Source organism: Bacillus sp. C28GYM-DRY-1, assembly GCF_030519405.1.
Classification (GTDB): Bacteria; Bacillota; Bacilli; order Bacillales; family Bacillaceae; genus Bacillus; species Bacillus spizizenii_A.
This window is the reverse complement of record NZ_JAUMKF010000006.1, coordinates 26,323-41,230: the sequence shown is the minus strand read 5'-3', so window position 1 is coordinate 41,230 and position 14,908 is coordinate 26,323. Positions and strand designations below refer to the sequence as shown.

The 14,908-nt window shown below is 43.8% G+C and carries 14 protein-coding genes, 1 tRNA gene and 1 other annotated feature; of the genes, 3 read left to right on the top strand and 12 right to left on the bottom strand.

Annotation, left to right across the window (positions count from 1 at the left end):
• Nucleotides 1-67: 67 nt before the first annotated feature.
• From tig to ilvB, 9 genes are all read right to left on the bottom strand, one after another.
• Nucleotides 68-1,342, bottom strand: a complete 1,275-nt coding sequence (gene tig, locus Q3W56_RS07790) for a trigger factor (protein ID WP_268397855.1) — start codon at nt 1,340-1,342, stop codon at nt 68-70.
• A 227-nt stretch (nt 1,343-1,569) separates the two neighbouring features.
• Nucleotides 1,570-2,574: a DNA damage checkpoint antagonist DdcA gene (gene ddcA, locus Q3W56_RS07785; protein WP_302895074.1), complete on the bottom strand. Its 1,005-nt coding sequence runs from the start codon at nt 2,572-2,574 to the stop codon at nt 1,570-1,572.
• 117 nt (nt 2,575-2,691) lie between these two features.
• Complete coding sequence (leuD, locus tag Q3W56_RS07780) at nt 2,692-3,291, bottom strand: 3-isopropylmalate dehydratase small subunit (RefSeq protein ID WP_014114679.1); 600 nt, start codon at nt 3,289-3,291, stop codon at nt 2,692-2,694.
• A gap of 12 nt (nt 3,292-3,303) precedes the next feature.
• The gene (leuC, locus tag Q3W56_RS07775) at nt 3,304-4,722 is read right to left on the bottom strand and encodes a 3-isopropylmalate dehydratase large subunit (protein ID WP_302895073.1); all 1,419 of its coding nucleotides are present in this window, start codon (nt 4,720-4,722) and stop codon (nt 3,304-3,306) included.
• Between the two features lie 49 nt (nt 4,723-4,771).
• On the bottom strand, nt 4,772-5,869 hold the full coding sequence (leuB, locus tag Q3W56_RS07770) for a 3-isopropylmalate dehydrogenase (protein ID WP_302895072.1): 1,098 nt from the start codon (nt 5,867-5,869) through the stop codon (nt 4,772-4,774).
• 20 nt (nt 5,870-5,889) lie between these two features.
• Nucleotides 5,890-7,446 (bottom strand): 2-isopropylmalate synthase, encoded by a 1,557-nt coding sequence (locus Q3W56_RS07765; RefSeq protein ID WP_302895071.1) that lies wholly within the window; start codon nt 7,444-7,446, stop codon nt 5,890-5,892.
• Nucleotides 7,433-8,461 carry a ketol-acid reductoisomerase gene (ilvC, locus tag Q3W56_RS07760; protein ID WP_015384289.1) on the bottom strand — a complete coding sequence of 343 codons (1,029 nt, stop codon included), beginning with the start codon at nt 8,459-8,461 and terminating at the stop codon, nt 7,433-7,435. The genes Q3W56_RS07765 and ilvC overlap by 14 nt, the downstream gene beginning before the upstream one ends.
• 23 nt (nt 8,462-8,484) lie before the next feature.
• Nucleotides 8,485-9,003, bottom strand: coding sequence for an acetolactate synthase small subunit (gene ilvN / locus Q3W56_RS07755; RefSeq protein WP_019715285.1), 519 nt, complete (start codon nt 9,001-9,003; stop codon nt 8,485-8,487).
• Nucleotides 9,000-10,724, bottom strand: coding sequence for an acetolactate synthase large subunit (gene ilvB, locus Q3W56_RS07750; RefSeq protein ID WP_302895070.1), 1,725 nt, complete (start codon nt 10,722-10,724; stop codon nt 9,000-9,002). The genes ilvN and ilvB overlap by 4 nt, the downstream gene beginning before the upstream one ends.
• Before the next feature lie 119 nt (nt 10,725-10,843).
• Nucleotides 10,844-11,092: a binding site (T-box leader), on the bottom strand.
• 446 nt (nt 11,093-11,538) lie between these two features.
• On the opposite strand from ilvB, the gene Q3W56_RS07745 reads away from it, so the two are divergent.
• The 3 genes from Q3W56_RS07745 to Q3W56_RS07735 all read left to right on the top strand — a co-directional run bounded on the left by Q3W56_RS07745 (nt 11,539) and on the right by Q3W56_RS07735 (nt 13,522).
• Nucleotides 11,539-11,865, top strand: a complete 327-nt coding sequence (locus Q3W56_RS07745) for a hypothetical protein (RefSeq protein ID WP_302895069.1) — start codon at nt 11,539-11,541, stop codon at nt 11,863-11,865.
• 190 nt (nt 11,866-12,055) lie between these two features.
• Nucleotides 12,056-12,511: a GNAT family N-acetyltransferase gene (locus tag Q3W56_RS07740; RefSeq protein ID WP_041905757.1), complete on the top strand. Its 456-nt coding sequence runs from the start codon at nt 12,056-12,058 to the stop codon at nt 12,509-12,511.
• A 186-nt stretch (nt 12,512-12,697) separates the two neighbouring features.
• Nucleotides 12,698-13,522, top strand: coding sequence for a YsnF/AvaK domain-containing protein (locus Q3W56_RS07735; RefSeq protein WP_302895067.1), 825 nt, complete (start codon nt 12,698-12,700; stop codon nt 13,520-13,522).
• A gap of 58 nt (nt 13,523-13,580) precedes the next feature.
• Here Q3W56_RS07735 and Q3W56_RS07730 read toward each other — a convergent pair.
• The 3 genes from Q3W56_RS07730 to Q3W56_RS07720 all read right to left on the bottom strand — a co-directional run bounded on the left by Q3W56_RS07730 (nt 13,581) and on the right by Q3W56_RS07720 (nt 14,905).
• A tRNA-Arg gene (locus Q3W56_RS07730) sits at nt 13,581-13,654 on the bottom strand.
• A gap of 129 nt (nt 13,655-13,783) precedes the next feature.
• Complete coding sequence (locus Q3W56_RS07725; RefSeq protein WP_302895066.1) at nt 13,784-14,293, bottom strand: metallophosphoesterase; 510 nt, start codon at nt 14,291-14,293, stop codon at nt 13,784-13,786.
• 15 nt (nt 14,294-14,308) lie between these two features.
• Nucleotides 14,309-14,905, bottom strand: coding sequence for an XTP/dITP diphosphatase (locus tag Q3W56_RS07720; protein ID WP_302895065.1), 597 nt, complete (start codon nt 14,903-14,905; stop codon nt 14,309-14,311).
• Between the last annotated feature and the right edge of the window lie 3 nt (nt 14,906-14,908).

Genomic DNA, 14,908 nt, shown 5'->3' with positions numbered 1-14,908 from the left:
TAATTGTACAAAACAAGGCACGAATCATTCGCGCCCTGTTTTATTATTACTATTATTATGCACCATATTAACGGTTTTCTACAAGAAAATCAATTGCTTTGCGAACTTTTAAATCTTCTTTCATCGCGTCAGTAGAACCGATGGCTTGTTTAATATTTTCAACAGGCATGTTGTACGCTTCAGCCATTTTAGTAAGCTCAGCTTCAACTTCCTCATCTGATACTTCAAGGTTTTCCGCTTTCGCGATCGCTTCAAGAGTCAGGTTAGATTTCACGCGTTTTTCAGCATCTTCTTTCATTTGCTCTTTTAACGCAGCTTCATCTTGGCCTGAGAATTGAGTGTAAAGCTCAAGGTTCATGCCTTGCATTTGCAGACGCTGTTCGAATTCTTTCAGCATGCGGTCAAGCTCAGTGTCAACCATTGCTTGAGGCACATCGATTTCAGCATTTTCAGAAGCTTTCAGAACAAGCTCTTCACGCAATTTAGCGTCAGCTTCGTTTTCTTTTGCTTCTTCTAAACGTTTCTTTGTTTTTTCAGTTAGTTCAGCAAGTGTTTCCACTTCTTCATCGATATCTTTTGCGAATTCATCGTCAAGCTCAGGAAGCTCTTTCGCTTTGATTTCGTGAATTTTCACTTTGAACACAGCCGGTTTGCCTGCAAGCTCTTCAGCGTGATACTCTTCAGGGAATGTCACTTCAACATCCTTCTCAGCACCTGCTTCAAGGCCGACTAACTGATCTTCGAAGCCAGGGATGAATGAACCAGAACCTACTTCTAAAGAGTAGTTCTCAGCTTTTCCGCCTTCGAATGCTTCACCGTCAACAAATCCTTCGAAATCAAGAACAACTGTGTTTCCTTCTTCAACAGCGCCTTCTTCTTTTACTACAAGCTCAGCTTGACGTTCTTGAAGTGCTTTGAGTTCGTTTTGAACATCTTCGTCAGTTACAGCTGTGTCGTCTTTTTCAACGCCTAGGCCTTTGTAGTCGCCAAGCTTCACTTCAGGTTTTACTGTTACTTTCGCAGTGAAGATTAAGCTTTCGCCTTTTTCGATTTTTTCAACATCGATTTCAGGACGGTCTACAGGCTCGATTCCAGCTTCTTCAACGGCTTTAGGGTATTCTACAGGAAGAAGAATATCCAAAGCATCTTGGTAAAGAGCTTCTACGCCAAAGCGCTGTTCGAATAATCCGCGAGGAATTTTACCTTTACGGAATCCAGGAATTGAAACTTGTTTTACTACTTTTTTAAATGCATCATCAAGTGCTGTTTTAAACGTTTCAGCATCAACTTCAACCGTTAAAACGCCTTCGTTGCCTTCTTGTTTTTCCCATTTTACAGACATGTGTTTCCCTCCAAAAATCTATTCAGGTTGTGTCGGTCTTCCATTCTAAAGCAATCATTCGGCTTCGTCCAACAAAAACAAAGCTGCCAAAGATCAGAATCATTATGTATAGATGTTAATAATGAACTGCAAAGCCTGTCCAACCGTATTTCTTATAACCCGTTATACACAAATACAACCATTATATTATAACATAACACATAGCGCTTTCAACTATATGGCGCGATTTACAAATAAGAAATTTCTTCAATATCTTTTATCATTGTGCACGCTTCATCGAGTTCTCTGTCTATAAACTCATACATCATATGAAGTTCTTCCTTTTCAATTTCAATTCCGTGCATCTCGTAACCGACTTTATGCAGGGCAGCCGCCCAAAGATCGGCCGACAGCAATTTCGGCTGAAACGGATATAAAACGTACAAATGTCTCCTCCACAATTCTTCTACTGCCGCATATAATGTTGGATTTTCATTTCCAAGCGTCTCATCCAGTACACGGAGAACACGGTGTAAAATCGGTGCGGCATCAGGCGGGACAGTCTCAGACGGTTCAATAGTCAAAGACTCGCCAAATTTCGTAATGTGCACGGGTTTGCTGTACTCGTGCTCAGCCAATAGCATAACAATCATCGTTTTGATAATCGGGTGAGCTGAGGGGTCTTGAAGAATTGTTTTGAGCAGACCTGTATATTTCGCTATATTGCGGTCTTTTAGGGAATGAATTAAATTCATTTGCTCCTCAGGGCTTGCCAGCACTTTCTCCGTATCAGTTGTATCCTCATATTCCTCGGCCCAAGCCTCGTCCTCACGTTCCGGATCGGTCATTTTCCGGCTGAAATCAAGCAGTTTATAAAATTGCTCGGCACTTTCCGGAGGAAGCTGATTTTCTTCCAAAACGGCTTCAATGGTACTTTTGACTTCTTCGTATTTTTTGAGTTGAACGAGAATGGTCATGTACACCTGCAAAACCGTAAAATAATGGCCATAGCCTTCTTTTAGCATCTTCTCGCAGACGCTTTTTGCCTCTTCCAACTCGCCCAGCTCTAAAAAGCAGATGGCCATCCCTAAGTGAAGATCGGATTCAGTATCATCATATTTCATCGCCTCCGAAAACAGCTCAAGTGCTTCTTGATACTTTTTTTCCTTTAGTGATGCCATCCCTTTTTCCACAAGACGGTCTTTCAGATGAGGAAAAGGAATAATTTTTGCGTTCTTTTTGTCATGCGTCATACCTATATTCCTTTCAGGCATTTATTTTGTTCAAGTGTATCAACACCTGTGAACAAACACAAGAAATGAAAGGTTTCACCAGGCAAAAAAAGCCGCCGGACAAATGCCGGCTGCTTTTTAGGCTTGAAGCCAAGAGCTTCTTTGTGATTCAAATTGCTTGATTTCATCTTCAAGCAAAAGCGTTAACGAAATTTCATCATAGCCGTTGATGAGCATCTCTTTCCAATGCGGATCAACTTCGAATGAAATTTGATTGCCTTCACTATCATGAATTAGCTGATTTTCAAGGTCAACAGTCATTTGCAAGGACTGGTTTTCATACTGGCCGACAAGCTTTTTCCAATTGTCATATGGCATGCGAATTGGCAGCATACCGTTTTTAAAGCAGTTCTGATGGAAAATATCAGCAAATGATGGTGCAATGATAATTTTAAACCCATAATCATCAAGCGCCCACGGAGCGTGTTCACGCGATGACCCGCAGCCGAAATTTTCTCCGGCTATTAAAATGGAAGCGCCTTGATAAGCAGGCTGGTTCAATTCAAATTCAGGGTTCGGTTCACCTTTCTCATCATATCTCCAGTCAAAGAATGCAAAACGGCCGTAGCCTGTTCTTTCAATCCTCTTTAAAAATTGTTTAGGAATAATCTGGTCTGTGTCAACATTGATTCGATTTAATACGGCTGCTTTCCCCGTATGTGTTTTCAAAGGTTCCATCTCGCGCACTCCTTACACAACTGTTTTTTCCTGATAAAACTTTCTGACATCAACGAAGTGTCCGTGAATGGCAGCCATCGCAGCCATTGCCGGGCTGACGAGATGTGTTCTTGCACCTTTCCCTTGTCTGCCCTCGAAGTTGCGGTTAGAGGTTGACGCACAGCGCTCTCCCTCAGGAACAACATCATTATTCATGCTCAAACACATGCTGCAGCCTGACTCTCTCCATTCAAATCCAGCTTCCAAAAAGATCTGGTCAAGCCCTTCTTTTTCAGCCTGAAGCTTCACGCTTTGAGATCCCGGAACGACAATGGCTCTTACGCTATCAGCCACCTTCTTTCCTTTAATCATATCAGCAGCTTGGCGAAGGTCAGTCATGCGGGAATTTGTGCAGGAACCGATAAATACATGCTCCACTTTAATGTCTTCAATTTTCTGATAAGGGGTCAATCCCATATATTCATAAGCTCTAATCGCTTCTTTTTTGTCATCTTCTGTGGAAAAACTTTCCGGCGCAGGAACTGCTGAATCGACAGGAAGAACCATTCCCGGGTTGATGCCCCATGTCACCATTGGAGAAATTTCGTTGCCGTCAAGGACGATAGATTTATCGTAAACAGCGCCCGGATCTGTGCGCAGCGCCTTCCATTCCTCTACAGACTTGTCAAATTCTTCACCTTTTGGCGTATACTTGCGGTTTTTGCAATATTCAAATGTCATCTCGTCAGGTGCAATCAAACCAGCTCTTGCCCCTGCTTCAATTGACATGTTACAAACGGTCATTCGTTCATCCATCGTCATATTTCTGAATACTTCCCCAGTGTATTCAATGACGTAGCCAGTGCCAAATTTCACCCCGTATTTGCCGATGACAGCAAGAATGACATCCTTTGCCGTTACCCCTTTTTGAAGTGTTCCGTCTACTCGCACTTCAAGTGTTTTCGGACGTTGCTGCCATAGTGTCTGTGTGGAAAGGACATGTTCAACTTCACTCGTCCCGATTCCGAATGCAAGAGCGCCGAATGCGCCATGGGTTGAAGTATGGCTGTCGCCGCATACAATCGTTTTCCCTGGAAGCGTTAAGCCCAGTTCAGGACCGACGACATGGACAATCCCTTGATCCACACTGTGAAGATCGGCAAGGCGTACGCCAAATTCTTCACAGTTTCGTTCAAGCGCCGTCACTTGGCGTTTCGCCACTTCATCCTTTATCTCAAAACGATTGACGGTCGGGATGTTGTGGTCCATTGTCGCAAACGTGTTCTGGGGTCTTCTGACCTTTCTACCCTTTTGTCTCAACCCTTCAAATGCCTGAGGAGACGTCACCTCATGAATAAGATGCAAATCAATATAGAGAAGATCCGGTTTTCCCTCACCATGTTTTACAATATGCTGATCCCAAATCTTTTCGATGATTGTTCGAGGCATCATCTTTTATTTCCTCCCTCTACCTATGAACTAAGACAGCTTACGTAAGCTGTCACATATTAGAAATTGTATTTTCGCTCATTATTGCTGCCTTGACTTCCTCTGTAATGGCCTGGGTGCTGCTGAACTCTTCGCCTCGCGCCAAGTCTCTTGTTCTTTTTCCGGAAGTTAAGACTTTGTTAACTGCATCTTCTACAGCTTTCGCTTCCTCTTCAAGCCCGAAAGATGTTCTCAAAAGCATTGCCGCTGACAATATGGCCGCAAACGGATTTGCCATCTCTTTACCGGCTATGTCGGGCGCGGAACCATGAACAGGCTCAAACAGATGAAGACCTGAACTTGATAGACTTGCTGACGGGAGCATTCCGAGTGAGCCTGTAAGCATGGACGCTTCGTCGCTTAAAATATCACCGAACATGTTTTCAGTCACCACGACATCAAATTGATTCGGTGCATAAATCAGCTGCATAGCCGCGTTATCCACAAGCATGTGCTCTAGCTTTACATCAGGAAAGTCTTGTGCAACGTCCTCAGCCACTTCACGCCACAGTCTGCTTGATTCAAGAACGTTCGCTTTGTCAACAGAGGTTACCTTGCCTTTTCTGGCTGCCGCCATTTTAAAGCCCTCTCTGATCACGCGTTCAATTTCCGTCCGCTTATAAAACAGTGTGTCTACTGCTTCTTGCTCACCTTCAGTGTTTACATAGCGTTTACTCGGCTGGCCGAAATATAAGCCGCCTGTCAGCTCACGGACGATAACGAAATCAACGTTATCTATATATTCTTTTTTCAAAGGTGATGCGTCAGATAGGCTTTCAAACACCTTCACAGGCCGCAGATTCGCAAACAAATCAAGCTGTTTTCTGATGCTGAGCAGACCTTTTTCCGGTCTCAGCTCCGAAGGATTTTGATCCCATTTCGGTCCGCCGACAGCGCCAAGCAATATAGCGTCGGCACTTTTACAAGCGGCAACGGTTTCCTCTGGGAGGGGGTTGTTATGTTCATCAATCGCCGCCCCTCCAATCAGGCCATATTCAAATTCAAATTCATGATGAAAGCGTTCGGCAACACTTTTCAGTACGTCTGTCGCTGATTCTAATACTTCAGGGCCGATCCCGTCTCCGGGCAATAGAGCAATACGTTTCTTCAAGTTATCCGTTCTCCTTTCTTTTATGATCCGACAGCTGTATGGTTTTTAAGCCCGCTCATATTCGACTGAAAAACCAATTGACGGTTGACTGCGTTCAAATAGGCTTTCGCTGATGCTTCTAATACGTCTTGCGCTATGCCCCGCCCTGCTGATTCTTTTCCATTCACCAAAACCCTTACATATACCTGGGCAAATGCGTCTTCTCCTTTTCTATTGGACTGAATGCGGTAGTCTAATAACGCCACGTCTTTATCGATGCAGCGCTCAAGCGTGTTGTAGATCGCTTCCACGCTTCCGGCTCCAGTTGCCGCTTCTTGAATAAGCTCTGCGTTTTCTTGGTTTTTCAAAGAAAGTGTAGCCGTTGGAACCTGACTTGTTCCGTATTGCACTTGCAGAGAAAGAAATTCATACCCAATCTTGCGGTCTGTTACTTTTTCTTCTAAAATAAGAGAAATAAGATCCTCATCAGTAATTTCTTTTTTCTTCTCAGTCAACTCTTTAAACATCGTAAAGAATTTATTAATCTCGTCACTATCAAATTGGAATCCTAAAGCAGTCAGCCGGTCTTTAAATGCGTGGCGTCCTGAATGTTTCCCTAGGACAAGCGCATCTGCTGTTACACCGACAAGCTCCGGTGAAATAATCTCATAAGTGGACTTTTCTTTTAAGAAGCCGTCCTGGTGAATGCCCGATTCATGAGCAAAGGCATTATCGCCTACAACCGCTTTATTCCGCGGAACAGCCATGCCTGTCAGCTTGCTGACTAAATCGCTCGTTCGCTTAATCTCATTCAATGTAATGCCTGTTTCAACTTGATAGAAATCTTTTCTGATATGAAGGGCGACGGCAATTTCCTCTAATGCCGCATTTCCAGCTCTTTCACCGATTCCGTTCACAGCACATTCGATTTGATCAGCACCATTTTCAATGGCAGCAAGAGAGTTTGCGACTGCCATTCCCAAATCATCGTGACAGTGGGCCGAAAGCTTTGCTTTGTGAATGTTCGGAACGTTTTCTTTCATATATTTAAAGATATTTCCGTATTCCGCTGGTGCCAGGTAGCCCACCGTATCTGGAAGATTGATAACACTGGCACCTGCGTCAATGACTTTCTCGACGATTTCCGCTAAAAACGGCAGTTCAGTCCTGCAGGCATCTTCAGCTGACCATTGCACAACCGGAAAGCGCTCTTTTGCGTATTTCACCATTTCAACTGCTCTCGCAATCACTTGGTCACGAGTCATTTTCAGCTTGTGTTTCAAATGAATGTCCGACGTGGCGATAAATACGTGAATTCTCGGGTGAGCACCGTCCTTTAACGCTTCCCAAGCAGCATCAATATCACCTTTTACGCAACGGGCAAGGCCAGTCACTGAACAATTTTTAATGGTTCTTGCAATTTCCTGAACAGCTAAAAAGTCACCTCGGGACGAAGCGGGAAATCCCGCTTCAATGATATCTGCCCCGAGTCTTTCGAGCTGCTTTGCTATGGCAAGTTTCTCCTGAGTATTTAAGTTCACGCCAGGGGACTGTTCACCATCACGAAGCGTCGTGTCGAAAAAATTAATTTTGCGCAACGGAGACCACCGCTTCCTTCTTCTTGCCTTGTTTCACAAATGGCATCATTTCACGAAGCTTTCTCCCAACAACTTCGATTTGATGTTCGTTCTCGCTCGCATTGATGGCGTTGAAACGAGGACGGTTTACTTGGTTTTCGACGATCCACTCTTTTGCGAATGTGCCGTTTTGGATATCTTTTAATACTTCTTTCATAGATTCTTTTACTTTAGCATCAACAACGCGAGGTCCTGATACGAAATCTCCCCACTGTGCTGTGTCAGAGATTGAATATCTCATTCCTGCCAAGCCTTCTTCATACATGAGGTCTACGATTAATTTCAGCTCGTGAAGACACTCAAAGTATGCAAGTTCAGGCTGATAACCTGCTTCAGTTAATGTTTCAAATCCAGCTTTCACTAGCGCGCTCAAGCCGCCGCAAAGAACTGCTTGCTCACCGAACAGATCTGTTTCTGTTTCTTCTTTAAATGTCGTTTCCAAAACGCCTGCTCTTGCGCCGCCGATTCCTTTTGCATATGCAAGGGCTTTATCTCTTGCTTCTCCAGTCACATCTTGATAAATCGCGAACAATGCCGGTACGCCAGCTCCTTGCTCATATGTTCTTCTTACCAAGTGTCCCGGACCCTTAGGCGCTACCAAGAATACATCTACATCTGCAGGAGGAACAATTTGATGGAAATGAACGTTAAATCCGTGAGCGAACACCAATGATTTTCCAGCTGTCAATTCATCTTTGATCTCAGCTTCGTATACTTTTTGCTGCTGTTCATCCGGAAGCAGAACCATGATGATTTCGGCTTGAGCTGCCGCTTCTTTTACTGAAAATACTTTATGTCCATCTTCTTGTGCTTGAGTGAAAGATTTTCCTTGTCTAACCCCAACGATTACGTCAACTCCGCTTTCTTTAAGGTTCAGGGCATGTGCGTGACCTTGCGAGCCGTATCCGATAACTGCTACTGTTTTTCCAGTCAACACGTTCTCTTTGATATCACCGTTATAATATACTTTTACCATTTCAATCTCTCCCTTGTTATGTTTTATACAATAGATATTGTTTTATTGGATGACGCCTTTTGCTGGGTTCCCCTCGCAAAAGCCGTTGTACCTGTTCTCGCGATTTCTTTAATGCCATAAGGTTTTAACAATTCAATAAGCGCTTCAATTTTGTTAGATTCGCCTGTCACCTGAACAACGATGCTGTCTCTGCTGACATCAACGACAGAGGCTCTGAATGGTTCTATGATTCCATTAATCTCTGATCTCGTTGGCGGTGCAGATACGACCTTGATCAAGGCCAGCTCCCTCTGGACAATTGATTGATTAGTGATGTCCGTGACTTTTAGCACATCAATCTGTTTGTTGAGCTGTTTCGTCAGTTGTTCAACATCATTTTCTCCTTCAACATGAACGACAAAGGTGATTCTGGAAACGCCTGTTGTTTCTGTGTGTCCAACTGTAATGCTTTCAATGTTGTAATGTCTTTTAGTGAATAAACCGGTGATCCGGTTTAATACGCCGGAACGGTTCACCACAGTCAATGTGATAATTCTTTTCAAGGTTTCACCCCCACCATTTCATGCAGCCCTTTCCCCGGAGCCACCATCGGAAATACTTTTTCTTCGCTGGCAACCCGCACGTCAATGACAACCGGTTCTTTTGATGTTAATGCCTCTTCTAGCTTTTCTTTCGCTTCTGCTTCGGATGAAATTCTAATGCCTTTAATGCTGTATGCTTCGGACAATTTAACGAAGTCAGGCTGAGAAGCAAATTTTGATTCTGAATAGCGTTCTTCATAGAAAATTTCCTGCCACTGTCTGACCATTCCGAGACAAGCGTTATTTAGAATCACGACTTTGACCGGAAGATTCAATTCGCGAATGACATCGAGTTCTTGAAGCGTCATTTGAAAACCGCCATCTCCGAGAACCGCCACAACAGTAGCATTTTTATCAGCTAGCTGTGCGCCGATCGCTGCCGGAAGGCCGAATCCCATTGTTCCAAGTCCGCCTGATGTGACCCATTTATCTGCTTTTTTGAATGGATAAAACTGTGCTGACCACATTTGATGCTGGCCGACATCCGTTGCGACAATGGCCTCGCCTTTTGTAAATTGGTGAATATATTCAATCAATTTCTGAGGTTTAAAGCCTTCTTCTTCATTATCTACATACCAGAGCGGGTACTCTTCTTTCCATTCCGCAAGCTGTTTTTTCCAGTCGTTTGAATCGCTTTGTTTGCCGTCTTGTTTGATCAGCTCCTGCAGGACAATTTTGCAGTCTCCAACTACAGGAATCTGTGTTTTCATGATTTTTCCGATTTCAGCCGGATCAATATCAATGTGGGCAATCTTTGCGTTTCTTGCAAAGTGCTTCAGGTTTCCTGTGACGCGGTCATCAAAACGGGCGCCGATACTGATTAAAAGATCACAGTCATGAAGGGCCATGTTCGCCGTATAAGTGCCATGCATTCCCGCCATCCCCAGGAAAAGCGGATGGTCAGCCGGGAAGCCTCCCAGCCCCAAAAGCGTGTGTGCCACAGGGATTTGCTGCTGTTCTACATAATTTTTTAATTCTTCTGACGCTTTTGCATGCAGCACGCCCGCACCCGCCAGAATAACCGGTTTCTTTGCGCTGCTTACAGCTTCCACAAGCTTGCGAATCTGCAAATAATTCGGCTCTGTTGTCGGCTGGTATCCCGGAAGATTCATCTCATGATCATAGCTGAATTCCCCTTCAATTGTTGCTACATCTTTCGGAATATCAATCAATACAGGTCCGGGTCTTCCAGTAGTTGCAATATGGAACGCTTCTTTAATGATGCGCGGCAGATCTTCCGGCCGGCGAACCTGGTAGCTGTGTTTTGTCACCGGCATCGTAATCCCTAAAATGTCCGCTTCCTGAAATGCATCGCTCCCGATAACAGAAGTTGCTACCTGCCCGGTAAACACAACTAAAGGCAATGAATCAATCATGGCATCCGCAAGGCCTGTAACAAGGTTTGTCGCTCCCGGGCCTGATGTCGCAATAACGACCCCTGGTTTTCCAGAAACTCTCGCGTATCCTTCCGCCGCATGAATGGCACCTTGCTCGTGTCGGGGAAGGATATGTACCATCCCTGAATTGTAGAGCTTATCGTAAATCGGAAGCACCGCACCGCCCGGATAACCGAATATCATTTCTACTTTTTCTTTCTTTAATGATTCAATCAGCATTAACGCTCCGCTCATCGTCTTTGTACATTTGGCAGATGCTGAATCCACCTGTACATTAGTCCCCATTTTAGTTCCTCCTTTTGGATTTTCATCCTCTAAAGATCCTTTTTATTAGCTTGATAGCTGATTATTCAATAAAAAAAACCCTTCCGCCCACAATCAGCCGCGCAGTGAATGCGATAGCTAAAAGGGGCGAAAAGGCTCTTCTTTCCGCGGTACCACCCTTGTTTACGGCCTGTTAAATCGGCCGTCTCATGGATATTTCTATCCGCTTTAATAACGAGTGAATCAAGTTCACCCGGCCAAGTCCTACTATTGTTTCAGACTGGCACTCTGAGGCGAGTTCACCTTGTAAAGTTTCGCCGGTTCTCAGCTAACCCGGTTCTCTGTGGAAAGCTTTATTCAAGGCTACTTATCCTCATCTGCGCTTTTGATATTCAGTCTCCGGAACAGCTTTGGGCTGTTCAAGGAGGTCGTTTGTTTTTTCATTTTTCGGAATTATATTGCGGTCACTTTTGCTTGTGAAGCTTGCGTTTATCATTTGTTGAACTCATATTACGCCGCTTTGGACGCAGTGTCAACAGCATTTTTTAAAATTATTAGACAATTTTGATTAATCAATCTATATTGTATACGCTTTCATTATTGGTACGTAAGCAATTGTAAATGTTAAAAGTTTTTATAATTTTTTTATTAATCTATCAATAATACACCGGAATTTTTCAATTTGATATAAACATGGCATATTTTATAACACACTATCATTCACATATCCATTGCAGCCTAACAGATCATCTTGCAAAACCATTTCAATGCGGATAGGCACTTCCATTAGTCCCCTGCATACATTGATGATATCTTGCAAAGAAAAGGTGATACAATGAATAAATCATTAGCAGATATGCAAGGATCCCCCGCAGGCTTTCCCGGCTTTCCGCAACCGTATTATCCTACTGCCCCTGCCTTTTACCAGCAAAGCCATCAGCCATTTGGTGGACATGGATACGGGCAGCCGTACAGCCAGGCATACAGCCCGATTAGCACTCCCTCTGCTATGTACTCCTCCTATCCATATGCTTCAGGATTTTACGGGCAGCAGTTTGCAGGTGCCGGCTATGGCAGCCATGGCGGAGGTTTCAGCATCCCGGCGACGCACGCCGCCGGATTCAGCGGAGCACCAGGCGTACATGGAGGCTATAGATATTAAAGAAGACCAAGGGCCGAACATCTTTTTTGGCCCTTTTTTGCTTTGAAACGTCTTTCACAAATTATTCATTCCAAAGAATGATCTATACTGTCAGATTTTCTGTCTTTATATTTGGAAACAGGATGGAATATGATTAAGATGAAATGAAAATACGTTCTGCAAATCTGTAAGTTTTTGAGGAGGAATAGAATTGTATATAAAAATAGATGATGTAACTGGACATCAGGTGATTTCACTTGTGAATGAGCATTTACATAGCATGACACTCATGTCCCCGCCAGAAAGCATCCACGCCTTAGGTTTAGAAAGCCTTAGAGCGCCTGAAATAACATTTTGGAGCGCCTGGGAGAGTGATGAACTAGCCGGCTGCGGAGCGCTTAAAGAACTGGACAGCCGGCACGGAGAAATCAAATCAATGCGCACGTCTGCATCCCATTTAAGAAAAGGCGTTGCCAAACAAGTGCTTCAGCACATCATAGAAGAGGCTGCAAAGCGAGGCTATGAGCGGCTAAGCTTAGAAACGGGTTCAATGGCTTCATTTGAGCCGGCAAGAAAATTGTATGAAAGCTTCGGTTTTCAGTACTGTGAACCGTTTGCAGACTATGTTGAAGATCCGAACAGTGTGTTTATGACGAAGAAGCTGTGAGGCATTTATATGGGGTAGATAAGTACAGAAAGCGTTCTGTCTTGTCTATCCTTTTTTAGTTTCACACATCTAATTCGTGTGCATGGAACACACCCGGTGTTTTCAATTTTGTTTAATTTAAAGAGCAGCGGGAATTAAAAACGACATGAACGATAAAATGCAAAATTGATTAAGGAGGACATTAATATGAAAAGTATAGTTGGTGTATACGAAACTCCGCAAGAAACCATTGCAGCGATTGAAGGCTTATTAACAAAGGGCTATGATTCTGACGACATCTCTGTTGTGACAAGCCGGCGAGATACAGATTATCTTGAAACACGCACAGGAACAGAAGTCAATCAGGCCATTGATGCACGCGAGGGCGAATCTGAATCTTTTTTCGATAAACTGAAAGATTATTTCACAATGGATGATACCGCCACACATAGCAAAGCATTATCCGATTTGGATATCACGACTAACGAAATAGACAAGTACCAAGAGGATTTGGATGACGGCAAACTCCTTGTGGCCGTTGAGACAGATGCAGATGTAAATGCTCCTATCGATAACGGCAATGCCCTTTCAGGCGGCTTTTCAAGCACAAATGAGATGGCGGATTATACAACAAAAGAAGAAAAAACAATGCCGCTGCGAGAAGAACAGTTGAAAGTCGATAAGGAAGACGTTCAAACTGGAGAAGTAGAGATAGGAAAAGAAGTCAAAACAGAACAAAGAGATATGGACATCCCGGTGAGACACGATGAAATTTACGTTGAACGCCGTCCGGTGGATGAAAACACGGCAGACGCTTCTCCCGTAAATGACTCAGAAACGGTCAGAGTTCCTATCGTTGAGGAAAAACTTGAAGTGACCAAAAAACCCGTTGTTACGGATGAAGTGGTTATCGGGAAACGGACTGTCGAAGAAAATGAGCATATTTCTGAAACTGTGAAAAAAGAAGAACCTCGTCTGAATAAAGAAGGAACTGTCCGCGACCTGGATGATGATACGTTAAATAACAAATAATAATTATCATAAACAAAAAACCTCAAATCCTTAAAGGATTTGAGGTTTTTTCTTGGTACGTCCCAGGAGAGATTCGAACTCCCGACCGACGGCTTAGAAGGCCGTTGCTCTATCCAGCTGAGCTACTGGGACACGTTTTATTTTTTGTTTTTCGCTTTAACTATCAGCGACAAGATTTATTATATATGGGATGCAACAATAAGTCAACGGTTTTTTAGAATTTTTTTCATGAGGAAGAAAATTTTCTTCCTCATGACTTTTTTATAGTTTGACCTGGTTTTGCAGATCCTCAATTACACGGCCTGTTTTGTCGTAAAAACGCACTGTCGCGGTATCATTTTCTAATGTTAGTATAGCATAGCTTTCAGTCCTGCGCACCCTCGGAAGCCGGATGCTGCCTGGATTAATCATCAGTTTTCCGCGCAGCACTTCACTTCCCGCGATGTGCGAATGCCCGAAACATATAATATCTGCTCCGAGCTCCTCTGCACGATAGTATACGTTTAACAAGGTCTGTTTTATACCGTGAAGGTGACCGTGCGTGGCCAGTATTTTTCTTGAGCCGGCAGTCAGAAGAAGCTCGTCCTTAAAGTCGCCCGTAAAATCACAATTGCCTTTTACTACCGCATAAGGATTCAATGCCGGATGCCCAGTTTCAAGCTCAGAGTCTCCGCAATGAATCATGAAATCAACTTCTGCTTCATGCCGTTTCGCAATGGTTTGGAGTTCTTCTTCAAGCCCATGGCTGTCACTGATAATCAGCACGTTCATGTACAAGCTTCCTCCTTATGCCTCCAAAAGCTTAGACAGCTTTTTAAGCGCGTCAGCCCTATGGCTGATTTTATTTTTTTCATCACTTGTCAGTTCGGCCATTGTCTTGTCTTTATCTTTCACAATAAAGATCGGGTCATAGCCAAAGCCGTATTGTCCTCTCGGTTCTTCAGCAATATACCCTTCCACATGGCCTTCGACTGTTTTTGTTTCCTCACCAGGGATACTCACAGCCAGCGCGCACCGGAAACGGGCCGTGCGCTGTTCTTTTTCGAATCCTTTCAGCTCGCTGAGCACTTTGTTGATATTTGCCTCGTCGTCTTTCTGCTCCCCTGCATAGCGGGCGGAATAAACGCCTGGTCTGCCTCCAAGATTATCGATGGACAGACCGGAGTCGTCCGCAATCACCATTTTGTTCACTGCTTTGGCAACAGCTTCAGCTTTCAAAATGGCATTTTCTTCAAACGTATGGCCTGTTTCCTCAATTTCTTCTGTGAATCCAATTTCAGCTAAAGATTTGACATCATAGCCTTTTGGCTCAAGGATTTCTTTGAATTCCTTCACTTTTCCTGGATTATGTGTCGCAATAATTGCTTCTTTCATGATGATCAAGCC